Below are 19552 nucleotides of genomic sequence, written 5' to 3'. Positions count from 1 at the left end.
AACGCACTTTTGAGCTTTGTATTAGTTTTCCTGAATTACTTTCACTTCGCCATGTTCGGTTTGGATCTTAATTCTTGGATTTTTTTGAGTGGTTTCCCAGTGGAAGTCTGAAGAAACCTGACCGTGAGAAGCTTCAATTGCGATTGGCATGTCTTTGTAGACATCAGTCAGTGTTAGTTTGATTAGTCCAGTTTTCGTTTTAATATCAAGTTTTTCAGCAAGGTGAACTTGGTTAATAATCACGATTCCTTTTTCACTTCGAATCACTTGACTACCTCGATTATCACGCAAAATACTGTCTCCTTCAATGGTGCTGAGTAGCAGATCACCCTTCAAGCCTTCAATGACATCCGTTCCTTTTGCAGAATTAATTGTGAAGGCATCAATGGCAGATTCAGTTGAAACGATTTTACCAGTTAGATTTAAAATCTCACCTTTTTCACTGGTGTGACGGTGAACTTGCGTCATTCCAGTTTGGTTTTGAAAAGTAAAATTGCCACGAGAATCCCTAACAAATTGATCGCCTTTATTTGATATTAAAAGCAACGTTCCGTCCCAATTTGTTAACTCAGTTGAAGCACGATTAGTATCGATTTTTGTCGTCGTGAATTTGGATTCATTACCCATGATTTTCCCACTTTTCAAGGCTAAATCCAAACTTTTTCCTTTGATTTGATCAAAATAAATATTTCCATCTTGAAAGTCGAGTTTCACTTCCCCAAGAACGCTTTCTTGAGGTATAAATAGTGTGATTTTTTGGATACCGTAATTAGGACGATGCCATTTTTCAAGCCATGTATAGTTTGTTCCGATTGAAAGATTAAATTGATTAGACTCAGGCTGAATACGATTAATAGCTTTATTTTCGGACTTAGATAATTTTCCTTCTATTCGAATAGAAATTCGATTATCTGTAGATTTTTTGATCCGCAAATCAACTGTTTTATTACTGGCAATATGTATTTTTTTTGCTTGTGCAGCGGTAATTTTCCATTCACGAGAATACTTTTCTCCTCTATCATGACTGTTTTGAGTAACAAAACAAATTAGAATTCCTGCCAAGCCAATAAAAATGAGTAAAAAAGCTATCCAAAACTGTTTTTTCATGAGAATCGTCCTTTTCTAGTGTGATACATGCTATAAAGATGTTTGATAATTAAGAAAGTCAGATAAATTAGGCCAAGTAAAAATACGGCTGCAAAAATTTGGAATACCTGTAGCTGTTGAAAAACCCAAACATCAAGAGCTAGAAGCACAATTCCGACTAAACTACTAATGAAAATGGAGGATAGAATAAGTGCCAAAAGCGTAAATCCAATAAAAATAGTTGCTTGTTTTAAGAAGCCTAAACGTCGCATCCGATTATATGCCTGTTTCTCGAGCTCAATTTCACTATTTGCTTCGAGATAGGCTTGTGCAATTTGATCTGGAGTTCCAATTTCTGCTTGAATATCATCGAGTGTTTTTTCTTCAAAATCAGGGTTATTCAAGTATTCTTCATAGTATTGCAAAAGTTCCTCACGTTCTTCTTTTGGAAGACCAGCAAAGGCTTTTTGCAATTGCTTTAAAAACGATTGTTTATTCATCTCGATCCGCTTCCTCTCGTAATTGTTGAAAACTTGTAACAAAATGGTCCCATTCCGCAAGCATTTCTTTTAAATAAATTCGACCAGTATTCGTAATATGATAATACTTTCTCGAAGGTCCACTCGGAGATTCTTGTAAATATGTCGAACAATAACCATCTTTGACAAGCCTTCTTAGTGAAGGATATAATGCACCTTCTGTAATGGGAATGTGCTTATTTACTTGTTGGGTTAAATCATAACCATATTGATCATGGTATTGCAATAAATACAATACGCAAATATCTAAAACGCCTTTTTTAAATTGAGCGGTTGGACGCATATTTTAATCCTCCTGAGAAATACTATTCATTTTTTTATATTTAGTTTTTTCAATCTTAAGTATAGCATTATCAACGTTTTTTAGCAACGATACAATCACTACTATAAAAAAAAATAGTAGAAAAATCTTGACGTTTATTCCGATACAAGTTATAGTGTATTCAGCTAGTATAAATAAAACAATACTATGCAAACTATAAAACCGTTAAAGGAGAAATGCAAAATGAACAAACTAGTTAAAATTACAGCAGCAACAGGATTAGCTCTTACTTTGGGGGTGTCTACATTAGCACCAGTCGTAACACACGCAGCAAGTGCTGAAGGAAGTATTGTCTATCAAGACGCTTATAAGACAATCAAGGAATTCAACAAGGTAGATTTAGAACAGCTTACAGGAATCAAATTGACTGCAGCCAATGTTGACAAAGTTTATAACAAACTAACTCAAACTGGAACATGGGTGAAGGCAGGTTATGCAAAAGCGAAAGCTCAAGAAATTGCACAACGTGTCAGTGCTTATACGTACCAACTAAAAGGAATTCTTTCTGACATTGCATACAGCAGCAACAAAGGTCTTAAAGTAACGTATGTTTCCAATGCTTGGACAACACAAGTTAATTTTGGTAGCTATGGATATGGCTCTTCTAACAATGAAGGAAACGAAAATGGCGGTACAGTGACTCCAGATCCAGGTGAAGAGGTTGGAAATGGTAACGAAGGTGAAGTGGTTGCACCTTCAACTGGTGTTTTAGCAGTTAAAGACTTAGAGATTGAAATTGAATATAAAAAAGGCGATGTAGAAATCGACTATCAAGTGAAAAAAGATGGTAAGGTAGAAGCAAAATATGAAAATGAGCTTACAGGAGAAAAGCTAAAAGGTGCAAAAGCTCAAGTAGCGATTGAAAATCTTTTTGCAGGATTCAACATGCAATCGAAAAATCAAAATCAAATTGTAAAGCATGTACTGAATAAATTGAACCTTAAAAATGATTTCAAAGAATTCAAATACGAAGTAGAATTTCCAAATAAAGCGGAGTTCGAATTTAAAATCAAATAATAATTGATAGATGATTGGATATACATGAAGATGGCTCGATTTTTCGAGTCATTTTCATGTCCTAGTAAAGGGAGGATAAAATGCAAAAGAATTTTATAGTTGTGCTTGCAGCCTGTCTGATGCTTTTCTTATCTCAGTTCTATCCTGAACAAAAAGTAGAAGCAAATGCTTCATTGGATCAAACCTATTTGGTTCAAAAACGGGAAATCGGTGAAGGTTTTTATTCGGAATTCGAACCACGTATGGGTAGATCAGTTAAAACGGATAATTTTCTAGAGAGCATAAAGGCGGGCGCACTTAGCGGTTGGAAGAAATATCGTATTCTGCCCTCTATTACTAGTGCTCAAGCGATTCTTGAAAGCGGATGGGGCAGTTCTGAACTATCTGTAAGAGCACATAATTTATTCGGAATTAAAGGGAGCTTTCAAGGGCAATTTATTATCATGCCAACAAAGGAGTATCAAAACGGAAAATGGGTGACAATTGATGCTCAATTTCGTCAATACCCGAACAAAAATGCAAGTATCGAAAATCATGGAGAATTTTTACAAAAGTCACGCTATCAAAATTTAGTCGGATTGGAAGATTATAAGTTAGCGGCAAAAAGGCTGCAACAAGATGGATATGCAACAGACCCAGCATACAGTGAAAAACTGATTAGTCTGGTTGAGCAGTATCGGCTGACAGATTGGGACCGAGAAGCAGGAGCAAATTTACCTAGCACGAATGTGGCGGCAAGAGTCGTAAATGGGGCTCCGCTTTTAAGCCATACGCAGTTTAAAGAAAAACACCCACTCCGTTTGTGGAAAACTGGAACCAAAATTCAAGTTCGAAAATTTAACACTTATTGGTATAAAACAAGTGTTCAAGTAGATGGACAGTGGAAAACTGGCTACATTTATCATTCAATGGTAAAAAATTTGACGCCGATCCAAGGAACGGACAAGTATTCGGGAACCGTTCAAGCTTTCGCAATCTGGTGGGACAATTCAAAGCTGTCGAGCGGCGAGTTGTTTACGCAAGCGCCAGGAACAGCTGTAAAGCACTATCCATCTAATAATAATTTAAAAAGTGCTTATTACCCGAAACGAACAAAAGTTTTCTTTACGCCAAATTACTGGTTGAATTAACTGGTAAAAAACTCTTATTAAAGGAGAGATAAGATGAAAAACAAGAAAAAGATGTGGAGCTTAATGATTTGTCTAAGCGTTCTTTTTTGTTTGGGACAGACGCATACTACTGCTGAGGCTGCTAACCTTTCAAATTTTTCGCAAGTTCAGCAATCAGCAGTTCAAGCAAAAATTGAGTTGATTCGTCAAAAGGTCGAAATAAAAATTAAAGCCGTTCAAACAAAAAAAAATAGCAGTCAAGAGACAAGTAGAGGCCAAAAAGCAAGCTGAGGCAGCTAAACAAGCTGAGCAAGCAAAGCAAGCTGAAGTAGCACATCAAGAAAAAGTTGCATCAGAGACTGAAAAAAAATACAAGCCAAAGTGCAACAGAAACACCAAAAGCGAGTTCGGAAACGAATTCTGCCAATAGTGGTAGTTCAAATCGTGCTAATCAAAGTGAAGCAACTAAGAATCAAGATGCAAAAACAGATGTGACAACTAGTGCAAGTCAAAGAGGACGTGAAATTGGAGAGAAAAATAGAGAATATGGTCAAAAATTAAGTGACCCTAATCTTTCTAATGCAGATCGTCAAAAGATTATTCAAGAAAAGAAAAACTATAATAGAAGCCACCATTAGGAGGAGGAAATGAAAAAAATACTTTTTTTTACGGTACTTGGAACAGCACTCTTGTTGCTAGCAGGATGCAGTCAACCGGAAAAAGCAGATCAAGCAGCAAAAGCACTTATTGATAGTTATATTTTTCAAGAGGATACTCCAGAACTTGAAACGATTTACGGGCTAGATGATACACGAATTCAAAAAGAAAATAAGAATGATTTTGTCACGTCCGTGAAGGGTAAGCTGAAAGGGATTTCGGATGATCGAATTGAAGGATTAAATCAAAAGCTAAAAGAGCATTTGAAAAACACTGCTACATATCGTGTTGATGTAAAAGAAGAAAACAGTTCAGTGGCTATCATTGATATACATGTGAATGGTCTTGATTTTTCAAATGAAAAAATTCAAGAAAAAGCGGACCAACTTGTCAAAAATCTAGAAAATAAGATCACAGCTGAAAGCTCTGAACAAGAAATGACAAGTTTAGTCAATCAAACCAGTTTTGATGTTTTAGAATATATGTATTTAAATAGTCCAGCAAAAAGACAAGACAGTGTTGTCGTTCTTAAACTTAGACAAAACCCGGATGATAAAGAAAAGTGGCAAATTGAAAATGAAGCAGTCTTTTTTGAAGATTTGTATCAAGCTTTTGGGCTTTAATTTTTTTTCGAAAGGTAAACTGTTGCAATTTGAGTTCAAGTTTGACATCGTCAGATCACGCAAAAATATTCGTCTTATGATAGCTACATAAGCCCCTTCGAAAAATGTGTTGCGCTTTGTCGGCTTTTAGCGTAAAATTGTCGTTAAGAATGAGAATCATTTTCAACATAAATGATCGGAAGGGGATTTCCAAATGGCAAAAGCAGGCAATTATGAAATGCTTTTTTTTCCGACCCAAAATGGTCTTTTGAAAGTCCATGCTTATGGTTTTAATCCATGCGGTTCATGGGGCGAAGTAGTCGTTTCGCTTGGAAATGAAACGATTTGTGTGAAAGGCTTCAACCGCAAGAAGACGATTATGCGTGCGATAAAACTGCATCTTCAGACTATTAATAATGAAAAAACTGATAAATAACCGAGAAACACGCTGATTATTACGATGAGGCGTGTTTTTTTTTATGTTTTCTTCCAAAATATGAATTTCTTCGGCTTATTTTGCAAGAATGCTTGCGTAATAGGTGCGATTTGCGCTAAAATTTGATAGTATAGTGAAAGTAGTGATGAGTGATTTGACTCATCGGTGGATTTTTGAGAGGAGAATGCGTAATGTCTCAGTTAATGGGAATTATTCAACGTTTGCATGCTATGCAGGAGGACGATGCTGCAGAAGCTCAGTCAAGACGATTTGAAAAGGACGGGAAAGTGGTTTGTGAAGTCAAATACTTCCAAGCATCAAATTCTTTTGAAGTAGAAATGGAAGAACCGAAAGCTAAATTTCAATTCGATGATATTGACATAACGGCGATTGAAATTTTTGAAGCCTTACAAGAAAACTAAGCAGGAAGCGCTAGAACAGATGAATCTGTTCTAGTATTTTTTTTGCTTGCAAGTTGAAAACAAATGCAGGAAATAAAGATACGTCTATGGTAAGATTAAAGAGAATGTTTAAGCTCGTGTTTTTGAAGGAAAAGGTAAAAAGTTGGAAGATTTTTTTATGAGAAGAGGAAAAACAAGATGATTTCAAATCAATTTGGATTTTTTATAAAAGATCAGCTTAAAGAAAGTATGATTTCGGCCGAAAAAGTAGCACATGTTCAACTTGGAAATAACTTGGAACATGCCCTGCTTGTCCTTACAAAATGCGGTTATTCGGTTATTCCGGTTTTGGATTATAATTTTAAACTATATGGTTTGATCAGTGCAGCAATGATTTCTGAATCAATTCTTGGACTTGAGCGAATCGAATATGAACGGCTTGAAACATTAAAAGTGGAAGATGTGATGCAAACTGATTTTCCATATGTGAAAGAAAATTTTGATGCGGAGCGCGTTGTTGGGATGCTCGTTAATTCGCCATTTGTCAGCGTCATTAATGAAGAGCGAGAATTTCAAGGGATTATTACGCGACGGATTATTTTGAAACAAGTCAATCGTTTTATTCATTCTAAAGTGGAGGACAGAAAATGATAGTCACAGAATACGAACTCTTAGTTTGTCTCGCAGATGAACTGAATATGCGTAAAAGTGCAGAAAAGCTGTTTTTAAGTCAGCCCGCACTTTCGCAGCGGCTTCAAACGATTGAAAATCGCTGGAATACAAAAATTTTTATTCGGACACAAAAAGGCCTACTACTTACGCCGGAAGGAGAAGCAATTGTCAACCATGCAGCAAGTGTCATTGCGAAGGAACGGGAAATTCAAGAAAATCTTGAAGCAATGGAAGGCGTGGTACGTGGAACGCTTCGTATTGCCTGCGCAAGTGTGGTTGCGCAAGCTTTTTTGCCGCGGGTATTAAAAGAGTTCTCAAAGAGCTACCCCAATGTCAAAATTTCACTTCAAACTGGCTGGAGTAGTGAAGTTCACCAGCTTCTAGCCGACGGAGCGGTTCACCTCGGCATCGTACGCGGACAGACGAATTGGAAGAGTGTGAAGAAGCCACTTTTTACCGATAAGTTAATTTTGGTTGACCGTGAAATCGAGCAAATTGATGAGGTTTTTCAGACAGAGCGACCATTCATTCAGTTTCGCAGTGATTCAAACTACTATCAAGTGATTCAAGATTACTGGCAACGGAATTTTGGCAAGATGCCGAAGCAGGCAATGTTTGTCGATCAAATTGAGACTTCGAGACAAATGGCGCTAAATGGAATAGGCTTTGCAATTTTGCCGGAAGTAACGCTTCTTGGCGAGAATACGAATGTGCATAAAATTCCGTTGACGGAAAAAGACGGTTCTGTTCTTGGACGCGAAACTAGCTTATTAACGTATGAACAATCGCTTGCTTTACCGCAGGTGGATGCCTTTATGAGAATTGTTGATAAATATCTTGAAAGTCATAAGTAGCTGTGGCAAACTTAAGGAAGTACAAACCTGAGGAGGATTCAATATATGGAACAAATGGATGCGCATCAAATTATTTCGTTTATTCAACACAGTAAAAAAAGTACACCTGTAAAGGTTTATTTAAAAGGAGAGCTTGATAAAATAGCTTTTCCGGACGACGTTAAAACGTTCATCAGCGGGGGAGCAGGAACTATTTTCGGTGAATGGTCCGTGGTTGAACCGCTTTTAAAAGAACATGAGTCGCTGATTGAAGATTATGTGATCGAAAATGATCGCCGCAATTCTGCAATCCCGATGCTTGATATGAAGAACATTAATGCTCGGATTGAACCTGGGGTTGTCATTCGCGATCAAGTGACGATTCATGATAATGCAGTTATCATGATGGGAGCGAGCATTAATATTGGTTCGGTCATCGGAGAAGGCACAATGATTGATATGAATGTGGTACTAGGCGGACGTGCAACGGTTGGTAAAAACTGCCACATTGGTGCAGGTTCTGTGCTTGCTGGTGTGATTGAGCCGCCGTCTGCGAACCCAGTTGTAATCGAAGACGATGTTGTAATCGGTGCAAATGTTGTAGTTCTTGAAGGCGTTCGCGTTGGTAAAGGTGCTGTTGTAGCGGCTGGTGCGATAGTGACAAAAGACGTGGAGCCGGGTACGGTTGTAGCAGGAATTCCGGCGCGCGTTTTGAAAGAATTGGATGCGAAAACGGCTTCGAAAACGGAGATTATGCAAGGATTGCGCCAACTATAAAAAAGAGGCTGGATTTGGCAGGTTTAGCCGAGTCCAGTTTTTCTATGAATGGAGTATCAGGCAGATGAATGAATTTATCGAAATCAGACGGAAATTACACCAAATTCCGGAGACGGGATTCGAAGAGGTGAAGACACAACGTTTTTTACTCGATTATATCCAAAACCTGCACTGCGATTTTTTGGAAATGGAGACGTGGCGGACAGGGATTTTGGTGAGGCTCGCTGGAACGGCCCCAGTGAAGACGATCGGCTGGCGGACGGATATTGACGCACTTCCGATGGAGGAAGAAACAGGTCTTGCTTTTGCTTCGACGCATGAAGGGAGAATGCATGCTTGCGGCCATGATTTTCATATGAGTATTGCCCTCGGCGTATTGAATTTTTTCGCGCAGAATCAGCCGAAAAACAATCTTGTTTTCATATTTCAGCCGGCAGAAGAAGGTCCGGGCGGTGCGAAGCCGATCTTGGAAAGTGATGTATTCAAGCGTTTTTATCCAGACGAAATTTTTGGACTGCATATTGCTCCTGAATATAAAGTTGGTGAGATTGCAACAAAGGAAGGGCTTTTGTTTGCCAATACATCAGAGCTTTTTATTTCGTTTAAAGGCCGCGCCGGACATGCTGCTTATCCGCATCTCGCGAATGATATGGTCGTTGCGGCGAGCGAATTTGTTGGGCAAATGCAGACGATTATCAGCCGTAATGTCGATCCGATGGACGCGGCTGTGATTACGGTTGGAAAAATTAGCGGCGGCGATGTTCAAAATGTGATTGCGGAACGCGCTTATCTGGATGGGACAATTCGGACGGCGAAAAAAGAAACGATGGAATTGATCTGGAAGCGGCTACGCGAGCTTGCTCGCGGTATGGAAGAAGCGTTTCAGTGTGAAGTAACGTTTCGACCAGGTTCGGATTACTGTCAAGTGTATAATCATGCTGCAGAAACGGAGCGATTTGTCAGCTTTTTGAAAGATGAATTTCCGGATGCGTATGTGGAAGCGAAGGCAGCGATGACGGGAGAAGATTTCGGGTATTTTCTTGAAGCAATTCCCGGGATGATGTTTTGGCTTGGTGTGGATTCTCCTTACGGGCTACATCACTCGAAATTAAATCCGAAAGAAGAAGCGATTCCTTTCGCGATCTCAGTGCTGACAAAATTTTTAGCTAAATAAGACGAAAAAAGCTGCGCGGGCGCCCGCGCAGCTTTTTTCAGTTTGACGGTTTGGGCGCGTCTATTTTACAATAAAAAAGACAGAGAAAGGGGGCTTTGGAGGATGATTAAAATTTTGCTGGCGGATGATAATTCCTTTATTACGGGAGGAATGGAAATCATTTTAAATATGGAAGATAACATGCAAGTGGTTAAAACGGTTGAAAATGGACAAGAAGCGGTGGAATTTTGTATGGCAAATCCGGTTGATGTTGCGCTGATTGACATTCGGATGCCGATTATGGACGGTGTGCTTGCAACAAAGGAAATTACAGCAAAAACAGAGACAAAAGTAATTATCTTAACGACGTTTGATGATGATGCTTATATTGAAGAAGCAATTCAAAATGGCGCAAAAGGCTATCTTCTAAAAAATAATGATCCAAAACGGATTGTTCAAGCGATTCGAAGTGTAATGGAGGAGCAAAGTATTATTCAAGCTGAAATTTGGGATAAGCTTAGAAACGGACGATTTAACGAAAAAGAAAAGCCAGTTGCTGATCTTTCAAAGCTTGGGCTAACGCCACGTGAAACTGATATTTTAGTGGCTGTTGCGAGCGGTTACTCAAATAAAGAAATCGCAAAAGAATTATTTATCTCAGAAGGTACCGTTGCTAACAATATTTCTGCTCTTCTTAGTAAACTTGAGCTTGAACACCGCACGCAGCTTGCCATTTTGTTTTTTACAGGTAAAAAGGGCGTCATGCGTGATGAATAGCTATAAACTGCTGTTTGATGGGCTTTCTGGACTATTTTTGCTCTTAACTATCACTTATTTGCAACGATCATCGCTTGAAACGGCTTTTTACTTAACGGCTGTGCTTGTCTATTTTGCAATCTTGTTATTTGCAGACTTTATTCATAAAAATCGCTTTATAGTTAAGTTCATCCTCTGTTTGGCAGTATTTTCAATCGGATTGATTGCTTTACCGTATTTACTCTTGCTTTTTCCATCCACACTTTTTACTTTTTTATTTGAAGGAAACGGTTTTTCTTTTGGGAAATTGAGTATGCTTGTTCTTTTAGGGTTAACACCTTTGCTTATCGAACAGGAAACGTGGTTCCGGTTGGCGTATTTATTTTTGCTCGGCGCGACAGCGCTCTTCGATGGTATCTTAGTACGAGAAGGTACACGGCAGCAAACAATGGCTGCGGAAAGCGAACTTTTGCGGATACAAGTAGGGAAGCTGCAGGATAAACTGGCAAGACTTGAGACACAAAGCCTTGAAGAGAGGCATTTGGTTCAGCTTGAGGAAAGAAATGCGCTATCACATCGGATTCACGATGAACTTGGTCATTCGCTTTCCGGAGGCTTAATCCAGCTTGAAGCGGCCAAGGCAATTTTATATCGCGATACGAAAAAAGCTGAGGAACTACTTGTAAATGCGATCAAAATTAATCAAGTTGGAATTGATGAAATCCGTCATACGCTTAAAAGTATCAAGCCACCGCAAGAAAGCTTGGGGATTACGCGGTTGAAGCAGAAAATCACTCAATTTGAAACGGAATACCAGTTTCGCACTTTTTTTCAAACAAAGGGGATGCTTGAAAAAATCACTCAGCCGATGTGGTATTGTCTCGAGCGCAATTTACTTGAAGCATTGACGAATATTTTGAAACATTCGGATGCCGAACAAGTAACTGTGAGCTTAGTTGTACTTAACAAATTTATTCGTTTTGAAGTAAAAGATGATGGAACAGCCTTAAGTGAATTTGTGAAAAGTTTGGGTTTGATCGGCATGGAAGAGCGTACGGCACAATTTGGTGGTCATGTGACATTTCATGCGGAAGACGGCTTTTCAGTCACAACGATCATCCCGATTTCGTGAAAAAACCATACAAAACGTGAAATCTTCACGACAAAGAAGTGAGAAATTGCACTGGTTGCGTTTCTCACTTCTTTTTATAATGAAATTAAGATGAACAGTGGAAAGAGGGATTTCAAATGAATGTAGTTGAAATGCAAGAAGTGACTAAAAAGTTTGGAACGGTTATTGCAACGGATCAATTATCGCTTACGATCAAGCAAGGGCAGATTTTTGGGTTGCTTGGACCTAACGGTGCTGGAAAAAGTACAGCAATTAGTATGCTTTGTGGCTTAATCCGAAAAACAAGCGGAGATATTCGTGTTTTTGGTGAATTGCTCGGTGCAGAAAACCGAAAAGTGAAAAGTCGAATCGGACTTGTGCCCCAAGAACTTGCTATTTATAACGAATTGACGGCACTTGAAAATGTCAGATTCTTTGCCGGGCTTTATGGTTATCGCGGAGATGATTTACTGAAAAAAAGCAAAGAAGCACTCGAATTTGTTGGTTTGACAGATAAGGCAAACATTCGCCCAGAAAAGTTTTCCGGTGGAATGAAACGGCGACTTAATATTGCTTGTGCGATTGCGCATACACCGGAACTTGTCATTATGGATGAGCCAACAGTTGGAATTGACCCGCAGTCGCGTAATTATATTTTAAAATCTATTAAAAAGCTGAACCAGCAAGGCGCAACCATTATTTATACGAGTCATTATATGGAGGAAGTGGAAGAAATTTGTGATTATATCGCCATTATAGATCACGGTAAAGTAATCGCAGAGGGAACGGAAGATCAGTTGATTAGTTTAGTGACGGATATTAAAACACTTGATATTGTGCTTTCGGATTATGCGGAGGGGTTAAAAGAGCAAGTTGAACAAATTTCAGGGGTTGAAAAAGTAGAATGGAGTGGTACAAGCACGTTCAAAGTAGTAGCGAGCAGTGAAGTCAGTGTGTTAAATGCAATTTTGGCACTTATACTTGCGCAGCAGTTAGAAGTAATTGAACTCAATCAAGAAAAAATCAATTTGGAAACGGTCTTTTTGAATTTGACAGGTCGAAATCTTCGAGATTAAGGGAGGGAAACGAAATGATATTTCACATTATGAAAAAGCAAGTGAAGCTTGCGGTTCGTAATAAAAACTACATTATTTTTACTTTGATTTTCCCGCTTGCTTTAATTTTTGTGCTCGGGAATGTACTGTCTGCTTCGTTTAGTGAAGATCAGTCACCAGTCAAATTACAAATTGCTTATGAAAAGGCGGGGACAGGAACCTTGCATCAAGCCTTTACAGAATTTGCCAAACAAGCAGGTTCAAAAGATGTCCGCTTTATTGCTGTCAAGTCAGAAAAAAACGGTAAGGCTAAAGTCGCGAGTGCCAAATACTCTGCCTTTGTTGCGACAGATAATGACAAATTGACGGTTTTCACGAATTATCCGCAAACGATGGAAAAAACCGTGATTGACAGTTATATCAGCGCATTTTCATCGCAATACAGCCTTATTAAAGGAACGGCTGCGATTGCTCCGGGGGAAGTAGAAAAAGTTATGCAAGCTGTAAAAATCCCAAAAGATGCGATTCAAGTGGATGAAACGGATTCGAGTAAAGCGATGTCTTCGTTTGAATTTTATGCGATTGCAATGATCAGCATGACGATGATGCTTGGCGTTACATTTGGGATTAATAGTTATCGGATTGAAAAAGTGAAACATACGGATATTCGTTTGGTTGCTGCGCCAATTCGAAAACTTGAGGTGATGACAGGGAATTTTCTAGGCGAGTTTGCAATTCAAATTGTTGGGTTGATCATTTTGATGCTTGTTTCACAATTTTTATTTGGAGTAAACTGGGGCAGTTATGCGATCTTTATTTTCCTCGTATATTTCAGTTTGGCACTTTTCTCAGTTTTTCTTGGAATGGCACTCGATATTTTTACGAATGGAAATCCGGCAGTTGCAGGAGCTTCGACGATTATCGTGATGATTTTAGCGTTTATCGGCGGATCTTACTTCCCGATGATTTCTCCAACGGTGCAGATGTTTTCGCCGATCGGCTGGGCAAATATTTCGGTGCGGGAACTGCTATACAATCATAATTTAAGTGCAATGTTTTTACCTATACTTGGTAATTTAGGACTTACGATAATACTTTTAGGGCTAGTAGTTTGGCATCAAAAGCGAAGGGAGGCCATTTAAGAAATGAAACAGATTTTATGGATTTTTAAGCATAATTGGCAAACTTTACGCAGGTCAAAAATGCGATTAATTTTAATTGTGGGGATGCCGATTTTGAGTATTTTGATTTACTTTATTACTTACGGGGCAGCAATTGGTGACTCGGCGGCCATTAAAATCGGGATTGTAAATCAAGATAAAGGTGTATATACGACAGAGCTTACACGGCTGATTAAGGAAGAACCGGTCAGTGTCACAGAGGTTTCGAAGGTTCAAGGCGAAAAAGAACTTTTGGGTGGACAAAAAGATGCACTGATTATTATGAAAAAAGGTTCAGATCAAGCTTTGGCGGACGGAAAACCTGCTCATTTCGCAGTTAAGGCACTGCAAAGCGAAAACACGACAAAATCTGTTGAGCGCATTTTAGCAGCACAAATTGAAAAACTAAGCAAGATGGCGCAAGTAGGTTCTGGTCAAGAGTTTTCCAAAATTAGTAAGATTTATCAAGCGAATCAGCTTGAAGTTAAAAATACGAATATTATTAATCGGCAGGAAGTCAGCAAAAATATGTCGGCGCAAATTATTGGTTTCCTGTGTATGATGCTTCTATACGCAGCGGGAAGTCTAGGTGAACTTTTGCTGAAGGAAAAGGAAGAAGGGACGTTTTATCGGTTGATGTCAACGCCACTTGGTAGCAAGGCATATATATTCGGTCACGCACTGTTTGCTTTTGCAACATTATTATTTGAAATTTTGTTTTGCTTACTATTGATGAAATTTGCTTTTCAAATTGACCCGGGGCTTTCTTATTTAAAACTTTTCTTACTTCTTGCTGTCTTTGCTGTTTTTGCGGTTTCTATTTCACTTGCATTCGGATTTCTTTCCAAGAGCAGAAGAAGCTTATCTTCGGTTCAAACTACGGTTTTTACACTTTCAACGATGCTTTCAGGTGCGCTGATTCCAATTGCTATTATGCCTGCGTTCATGCAAAAAATTGCAGAATTTATGCCGCAATATTGGATCATGGATGCGATTTCGCAACTGCAGCAAAACGGTAGCATGTTTGATCTTGGATTGAATTTGCTAGTACTTTCCGGGTATACACTCTTCTTCTTTAGTTTAGCAAGCTACAAATTTACGAAAAATGAGGAATTAAATTCGTTTGTTTAAAAATGAGGAAGGGCTATTTTGCTTCTGTCAAAAAAATGATATGATAAAGTTATCACGATTTGGGAAGGATAATGGAAAACTTTGGAAATAGTTGCGAATTATGAAGATACAGCAAATGTTAGTCAAAATTATATTCATTTAAATGAGACGGAGGATAGTGTTTTTTCAAATAGTAAGATTACATTTCATGGAACGGGAAATGTGCTTTTTGTAGAAGACGGCGCAAAACTTATGGGCACGCAGATCACTTTTTTTGGAAACAACTCGGTGATTTACTTAGGGAAATCAATTTGGAATTACCGTTTGGCTGTCCACGTCTATCACTCTTCTGTCCTTCATTTTGGCCAAAATAACTCGTTTAACGGTCTTTGCCGGATCATTTTATCGGAGCGGAAGCATTTGTTTATAGGTGATGACAATATGTTTTCATCAGAAATTATGTTTCGGAACGCTGATCCACACTTGATTTATGATGCAGATTCAAAATCACGTATCAATCCGAGCCAAAGCATTTTTATCGGCGATCATGTTTGGGTTGGGCAAGATGTGCGCTTTTTGAAGGGAGCTCAGATGGGTTCTGGTTCTGTCGCAGCGGGGTTTGCGATCGTTACGAAGAAATTTCCGTCGAATGTCATTGCGGGCGGAAATCCGGCGAAGGTGCTTAAGCGAAATACGTTTTGGACACGTCCTTGTGTACATGCTTTTACAGAGGAGGATACGGCGCAATCGCTTGAAAATGATACGGATGAGTTTGTCTATGATGCGAAGCAGGACACGCTATCTTTTAAGGAACTGGATGTGTTCTTTGATTCCAGTGAATCCCCGAGGGAAAAATTACGATTTCTACAGGAAATGAAGGAAAAGAAAACGAAGAATCGATTCTTTATTGGAGGCTGAGAGAGCATAAGAAAATGGGCATTTTAGATCGAATACTAGAAGGCGATTTTCTTTGACTATATGAATTTTATTACTTGTTAAGCAAACGGATAAAATCTAAGGGTTTCTCAGAAATAAGAAGATGAATAAAGTTGAATGACTAAAAAGCATTCGCGCTCGCGCGAATGCTTTTATTGCGGATGGGAATGTGGTTATTTGTCGCGTAGTTTTGCGATTTCTTCTTCATCTGGTGTGACAAAGTAAGTCGTTTGATTGTCGTAAATAACATAGCCGGGTTTTGACCCGTTTGGTTTTTTGACGTGTTTCACAAGGGTCGCATCAACGGGAACGCTTGCGGAAAGCCTTGCCTTAGAAAAGTATGCAGCGATTGTAGCGGCTTCGTGAATGGTCGTTTGATCGGGATCGGTTGATTGGATTACAACATGAGAACCCGGCAAGTCTTTCACGTGAAACCACAGTTCGTTATTTTTTGCCAATTTGTTTGTTAGATATTCATTTTGTTTATTGTTCTTACCAACCAGAATGGAAAGTCCCGTTGTGGAACGATATTTTTCAAGCTTCGGCGCCGCATTTTTTTCGCGTGCTATTTTTTGGTTTTTTATAGCGCAAGTAGCCTTCTTCAGCCAATTCTTGGCGAATTTCTTCAACATCAGCTGGACTAGCAGTTTCAAGCTGAGATAAAATGGCGTCGAGGTAGGCATTTTCTTCATTTGTTTGTGCAATTTGCTCTTTCACATGCGATACTGAATTTCGTAGTTTTTGATAGCGTGTGAAATAGCGCTGTGCATTTTGCGAAGGAGTCAGCCGAAGGTCAAGCGGAATCACGACGTCAGGCAGATTTTCTTCATAAAAGTTTTGGACGGTCACTTCCGTCATCCCTTTTTGAACTAAATGGAGATTACTCGTCAAAAGTTCACCGAGGATACGGTAACGATCAGCTTCATGCGAATCTTCTAGTGTCTTGGCGAGTTTTTGTAATTTCAAGTCGTTTTTCGCCTTTTCATTGCCAAGCAAACGCTCAAGATCATGCCCGATTTGATGAACACGGTCGCGTCTTGCTTTGCCGCCGTAAAATTGATCGAGCATGGTGCTGAGCGATTCAAATGGTTTTGGATTTACGGCACTAGAGAGCGGCATGAAATAGTAATCTTCTTTACCGCTTCGTTCAAATGTTATTGGGGCTGCGTTTTCGCCAAGGTAGTGAGAAACTTGTTCTAACGTGTCAGCAAATGCTTGATATAAATCGATTTTGCCAGATTGTTCAAATTTGCCTAGGATTTCTTCGGCAAAAAGAGGGCTGAATCCGGCATATTTTCCAACAAGTTGTTTTGCAGGTTTTTCAGCAAGATTAATCGGATCTGCGTTAAATTCTGTTTTGGTCACGAGAAAAGGATCTTTTTTGTTTGCGGTTGGCGGGAGAATGTACTCGGCGCCGGGAAGCATTGTCCGGTAAGTGTTTTGTGCAGGCGATAAGTGTTTGATTGAATCAATAATCGTTCCGCGTTCACGGTCGACAAGTGAAACGTTACTGTGCCGCCCCATGATTTCGATATAAAGATCAAGATAGCGGTTTTCTCCAATATCGTCTTTTCCTTTGATTTTGAAGATTAAAACCCGTTCGTTTTTAACTTGCTCGATCTGTTCGATGATCGCACCTTCAAGGTGTTTTCTGAGCAGCATGCAAAACATTGGCGGTTCGGCTGGATTTTCTGGGATATCGCTTGTCCACTGGATACGTGCATAACTCGGATGTGCCGAAATCAGCATCCGCTTGTTTTCACGATTTTTACGAATATAGAGAATCAGTTCATGCGGGAAGGGCTGGTGAATTTTCATAATTCGGCCGCTTTCGGCATTTTCCCGCAGCTCTTCTGTTATTGATTTTAAAAACATTGCATCAAAAGCCATCGTTTTTTCTTCCTTTACTGTTTAGTCTTGTTCTATTGTAGCACATCTCCGTTGTTTTTCACGTTTAACTAGGATTTTTAGGCTTGAAAACGGAGCTTCTGGCGGATAAAATTGTCTTGAATTTAGAGGCACTGGTAGAACAATTGAAACGAGGTACAATCAGCGTATGATGGTCTTTCAGCTAGAGCCTAGAACAATATAGATTCTACGCTGTTAGTCTTACTGTAATTAACTAAGCTATTTCCTTTTTGATCCAAGAAATAGGGAGTGAATGCTGTTTTTGAAATTCCGAAATTTGCAGTTTTTAACTGTTTTCGCTATTCTCATTTTGTTACTGACTCCCTTTATAACTAGGATTTTCCAATCAGATTTGCTATAATAATCTAAGATGAAACGAGGATTGAGGTGGAAAGCTTCATGGTGAAAAGCATGACAGGATTTGGACGTGCATCTAAACAAACAGATGATTTTAAGTTGACAATCGAACTTAAGGCCGTCAATCATCGCTATCTTGAAACGGTTTTTCGATTGCCAAGACAATTCCAATCACTTGAACACACTCTGAAGAAAGCCATTGCGGGAAAAATCAGCCGCGGTCGGATTGAGTGTTTTTTTTTCGTTTGAGGGTGGCAAATTTGCTAGGGAAACTTTGAACGTGGATTGGGAAATGCTGGATCATTATTTTCGTTTCTTAAAAAAAGCGAAAGAGCGATATGCAATCGCAGATGAAATTTCGTTTGAAGCATTGCTTGCTCAGCCGGCGTTTTTGTCAGTTGATGAAGCGCCAGAAGTAGATCCTGAACTTCCAGAAATACTCACAGAAGTGCTTATCTTAGCTACCGAGCGTCTTGACGCCATGCGCTCTCTCGAAGGAACAGAGCTTGCGCTTTACTTCAAAGAGCATTTAAAAAAAAATCGAAGTGTTGCTTGATAATGTAAAAACGGCTGTTCCTGAAATGGAAACGACATACCGAGAGCGCTTGACAGAGCGCCTAGAGAAGCTAGCCGGAACTGAGTTTGATGAGCGAATGGTCTTAAGTGAAATAGCTGTTTTGCTAGAACGGGCAGATATTAATGAAGAAATTGAAAGATTGTCTAGCCATTTGAAACAATTTTATAGTATACTTACGCAGGAAGGTGCAATCGGCAGAAAGCTTGATTTTTTAATTCAAGAAATGAACCGAGAAGTCAATACGATTGGTTCAAAAGCAATGTCGCTTAGTATCACTCAAAATGTCGTGGAAATGAAAACGACACTTGAAAAAATCCGTGAGCAGGTTCAAAATGTTGAATGAGGAAGAAATGAGGGAACAAGATGGCAGAAAGAGGTCTTTTGATCGTTCTTTCGGGTCCAAGCGGTGTCGGTAAGGGGACCGTTCGCGAAGCAATTTTTAAAGATCCGGAAACACGATTTGAATATTCGATTTCAATGACAACGAGAAAGCCGCGAGAAGGCGAACAAGATGGGATCGATTATTATTTCCGTAGCCGAGAGCAGTTTGAACAGGCAATCAAAGACGGAAAAATGCTGGAATATGCTGAGTATGTCGGTAATTATTACGGTACACCGCTTGATTATGTCGAACAAAAGCTTGCAGAAGGAATCGATATTTTTCTTGAAATCGAAATTCAAGGTGCTATGCAAGTGAAAGAACGGATGCCGGAAGGGATTTTCATTTTCCTTACGCCGCCTGATCTTTCAGAGCTTAAGAACCGGCTGATCGGTCGCGGTACTGAATCACTTGAAGTGATCAACGAGCGAATGAAAACGGCTCGTGCTGAAATTGAAATGATGGCCTCTTATGACTATGCTGTTGTGAATGATGTGGTCAAGGAAGCCGTACGCAAAGTAAAAGGCATCGTAGAAACGGAACACTTAAAAACGGAACGGGTTATTCACCGTTATCAAAATATGTTGGAGGGGTTTTAA

21 protein-coding genes and 2 pseudogenes are annotated in these 19552 nt (G+C 39.3%); 19 read left to right on the top strand and 4 right to left on the bottom strand.

All coding sequences use genetic code 11. From position 1 onward, the window contains the following. Positions 1–21: 21 nt before the first annotated feature. From MFLO_RS02770 to MFLO_RS02760, 3 genes are read right to left on the bottom strand one after another with little or no spacing between them, the layout of a single operon-like run. Positions 22–1107 (bottom strand): DUF4097 family beta strand repeat-containing protein, encoded by a 1086-nt coding sequence (locus MFLO_RS02770; RefSeq protein WP_036096208.1) that lies wholly within the window; start codon positions 1105–1107, stop codon positions 22–24. Further along, positions 1104–1586 carry a DUF1700 domain-containing protein gene (locus MFLO_RS02765; RefSeq protein ID WP_036096207.1) on the bottom strand — a complete coding sequence of 161 codons (483 nt, stop codon included), beginning with the start codon at positions 1584–1586 and terminating at the stop codon, positions 1104–1106. The genes MFLO_RS02770 and MFLO_RS02765 overlap by 4 nt, the downstream gene beginning before the upstream one ends. Then, positions 1579–1908 (bottom strand): PadR family transcriptional regulator, encoded by a 330-nt coding sequence (locus MFLO_RS02760; protein ID WP_036096206.1) that lies wholly within the window; start codon positions 1906–1908, stop codon positions 1579–1581. The genes MFLO_RS02765 and MFLO_RS02760 overlap by 8 nt, the downstream gene beginning before the upstream one ends. 222 nt (positions 1909–2130) lie before the next feature. On the opposite strand from MFLO_RS02760, the gene MFLO_RS02755 reads away from it, so the two are divergent. The 17 genes from MFLO_RS02755 (at position 2131) to MFLO_RS02680 (ending at position 15714) form a co-directional block, all read left to right on the top strand. Further along, complete coding sequence (locus MFLO_RS02755) at positions 2131–2964, top strand: YusW family protein (RefSeq protein ID WP_036096205.1); 834 nt, start codon at positions 2131–2133, stop codon at positions 2962–2964. Positions 2965–3044: 80 nt separating this feature from the next. Continuing rightward, positions 3045–4094 (top strand): glucosaminidase domain-containing protein, encoded by a 1050-nt coding sequence (locus tag MFLO_RS14485; protein ID WP_051993456.1) that lies wholly within the window; start codon positions 3045–3047, stop codon positions 4092–4094. 33 nt (positions 4095–4127) lie between these two features. After that, positions 4128–4364, top strand: a complete 237-nt coding sequence (locus tag MFLO_RS14480) for a hypothetical protein (protein WP_051993454.1) — start codon at positions 4128–4130, stop codon at positions 4362–4364. A 56-nt stretch (positions 4365–4420) separates the two neighbouring features. Continuing rightward, on the top strand, positions 4421–4711 hold the full coding sequence (locus MFLO_RS14475) for a hypothetical protein (RefSeq protein WP_051993452.1): 291 nt from the start codon (positions 4421–4423) through the stop codon (positions 4709–4711). Positions 4712–4720: 9 nt separating this feature from the next. Continuing rightward, a complete protein-coding gene (locus MFLO_RS02740) occupies positions 4721–5353 on the top strand; it encodes a DUF5105 domain-containing protein (protein WP_036096204.1) in 633 nt (210 codons plus the stop codon). Positions 5354–5546: 193 nt separating this feature from the next. After that, positions 5547–5768, top strand: a complete 222-nt coding sequence (locus MFLO_RS02735) for a hypothetical protein (RefSeq protein WP_036096203.1) — start codon at positions 5547–5549, stop codon at positions 5766–5768. 191 nt (positions 5769–5959) lie between these two features. After that, complete coding sequence (locus MFLO_RS02730) at positions 5960–6190, top strand: YkuJ family protein (RefSeq protein WP_036096202.1); 231 nt, start codon at positions 5960–5962, stop codon at positions 6188–6190. Positions 6191–6367: 177 nt separating this feature from the next. Further along, positions 6368–6820, top strand: a complete 453-nt coding sequence (cbpB, locus tag MFLO_RS02725) for a cyclic-di-AMP-binding protein CbpB (protein ID WP_036096201.1) — start codon at positions 6368–6370, stop codon at positions 6818–6820. Beyond that, a complete protein-coding gene (locus MFLO_RS02720; protein ID WP_036096199.1) occupies positions 6817–7695 on the top strand; it encodes a LysR family transcriptional regulator in 879 nt (292 codons plus the stop codon). The genes cbpB and MFLO_RS02720 overlap by 4 nt, the downstream gene beginning before the upstream one ends. Positions 7696–7740: 45 nt before the next feature. Beyond that, positions 7741–8451, top strand: a complete 711-nt coding sequence (dapD, locus tag MFLO_RS02715) for a 2,3,4,5-tetrahydropyridine-2,6-dicarboxylate N-acetyltransferase (protein ID WP_036096198.1) — start codon at positions 7741–7743, stop codon at positions 8449–8451. Positions 8452–8515: 64 nt separating this feature from the next. Continuing rightward, a complete protein-coding gene (locus MFLO_RS02710) occupies positions 8516–9625 on the top strand; it encodes an N-acetyldiaminopimelate deacetylase (protein WP_036096196.1) in 1110 nt (369 codons plus the stop codon). A 102-nt stretch (positions 9626–9727) separates the two neighbouring features. Then, positions 9728–10381, top strand: a complete 654-nt coding sequence (locus tag MFLO_RS02705; protein WP_036096193.1) for a response regulator transcription factor — start codon at positions 9728–9730, stop codon at positions 10379–10381. Beyond that, complete coding sequence (locus MFLO_RS02700; protein WP_036096192.1) at positions 10374–11492, top strand: sensor histidine kinase; 1119 nt, start codon at positions 10374–10376, stop codon at positions 11490–11492. The genes MFLO_RS02705 and MFLO_RS02700 overlap by 8 nt, the downstream gene beginning before the upstream one ends. Positions 11493–11608: 116 nt before the next feature. Next, complete coding sequence (locus MFLO_RS02695) at positions 11609–12547, top strand: ABC transporter ATP-binding protein (RefSeq protein WP_036096190.1); 939 nt, start codon at positions 11609–11611, stop codon at positions 12545–12547. Between the two features lie 14 nt (positions 12548–12561). Then, positions 12562–13668, top strand: coding sequence for an ABC transporter permease (locus MFLO_RS02690; protein WP_036096188.1), 1107 nt, complete (start codon positions 12562–12564; stop codon positions 13666–13668). Positions 13669–13728: 60 nt separating this feature from the next. Next, positions 13729–14817, top strand: coding sequence for an ABC transporter permease (locus MFLO_RS14995; RefSeq protein ID WP_241433517.1), 1089 nt, complete (start codon positions 13729–13731; stop codon positions 14815–14817). A gap of 81 nt (positions 14818–14898) precedes the next feature. Then, positions 14899–15714, top strand: coding sequence for an acyltransferase (locus tag MFLO_RS02680; protein ID WP_036096186.1), 816 nt, complete (start codon positions 14899–14901; stop codon positions 15712–15714). Between the two features lie 191 nt (positions 15715–15905). On the opposite strand, the pseudogene MFLO_RS02675 reads toward MFLO_RS02680, so the two are convergent. After that, positions 15906–17622: pseudogene (locus MFLO_RS02675) on the bottom strand (Rqc2 family fibronectin-binding protein). Positions 17623–18039: 417 nt separating this feature from the next. Here MFLO_RS02675 and MFLO_RS16925 point away from each other — a divergent pair. Further along, positions 18040–18917 (top strand): annotated as a pseudogene (locus MFLO_RS16925) (YicC/YloC family endoribonuclease). 20 nt (positions 18918–18937) lie between these two features. Then, positions 18938–19552 carry a guanylate kinase gene (gene gmk, locus MFLO_RS02665; protein WP_036096185.1) on the top strand — a complete coding sequence of 205 codons (615 nt, stop codon included), beginning with the start codon at positions 18938–18940 and terminating at the stop codon, positions 19550–19552.

The organism is Listeria floridensis FSL S10-1187, from assembly GCF_000525875.1.
Taxonomy (GTDB): Bacteria; Bacillota; Bacilli; order Lactobacillales; family Listeriaceae; genus Listeria; species Listeria floridensis.
This window is presented reverse-complemented; position numbering and strand designations above follow the sequence as displayed.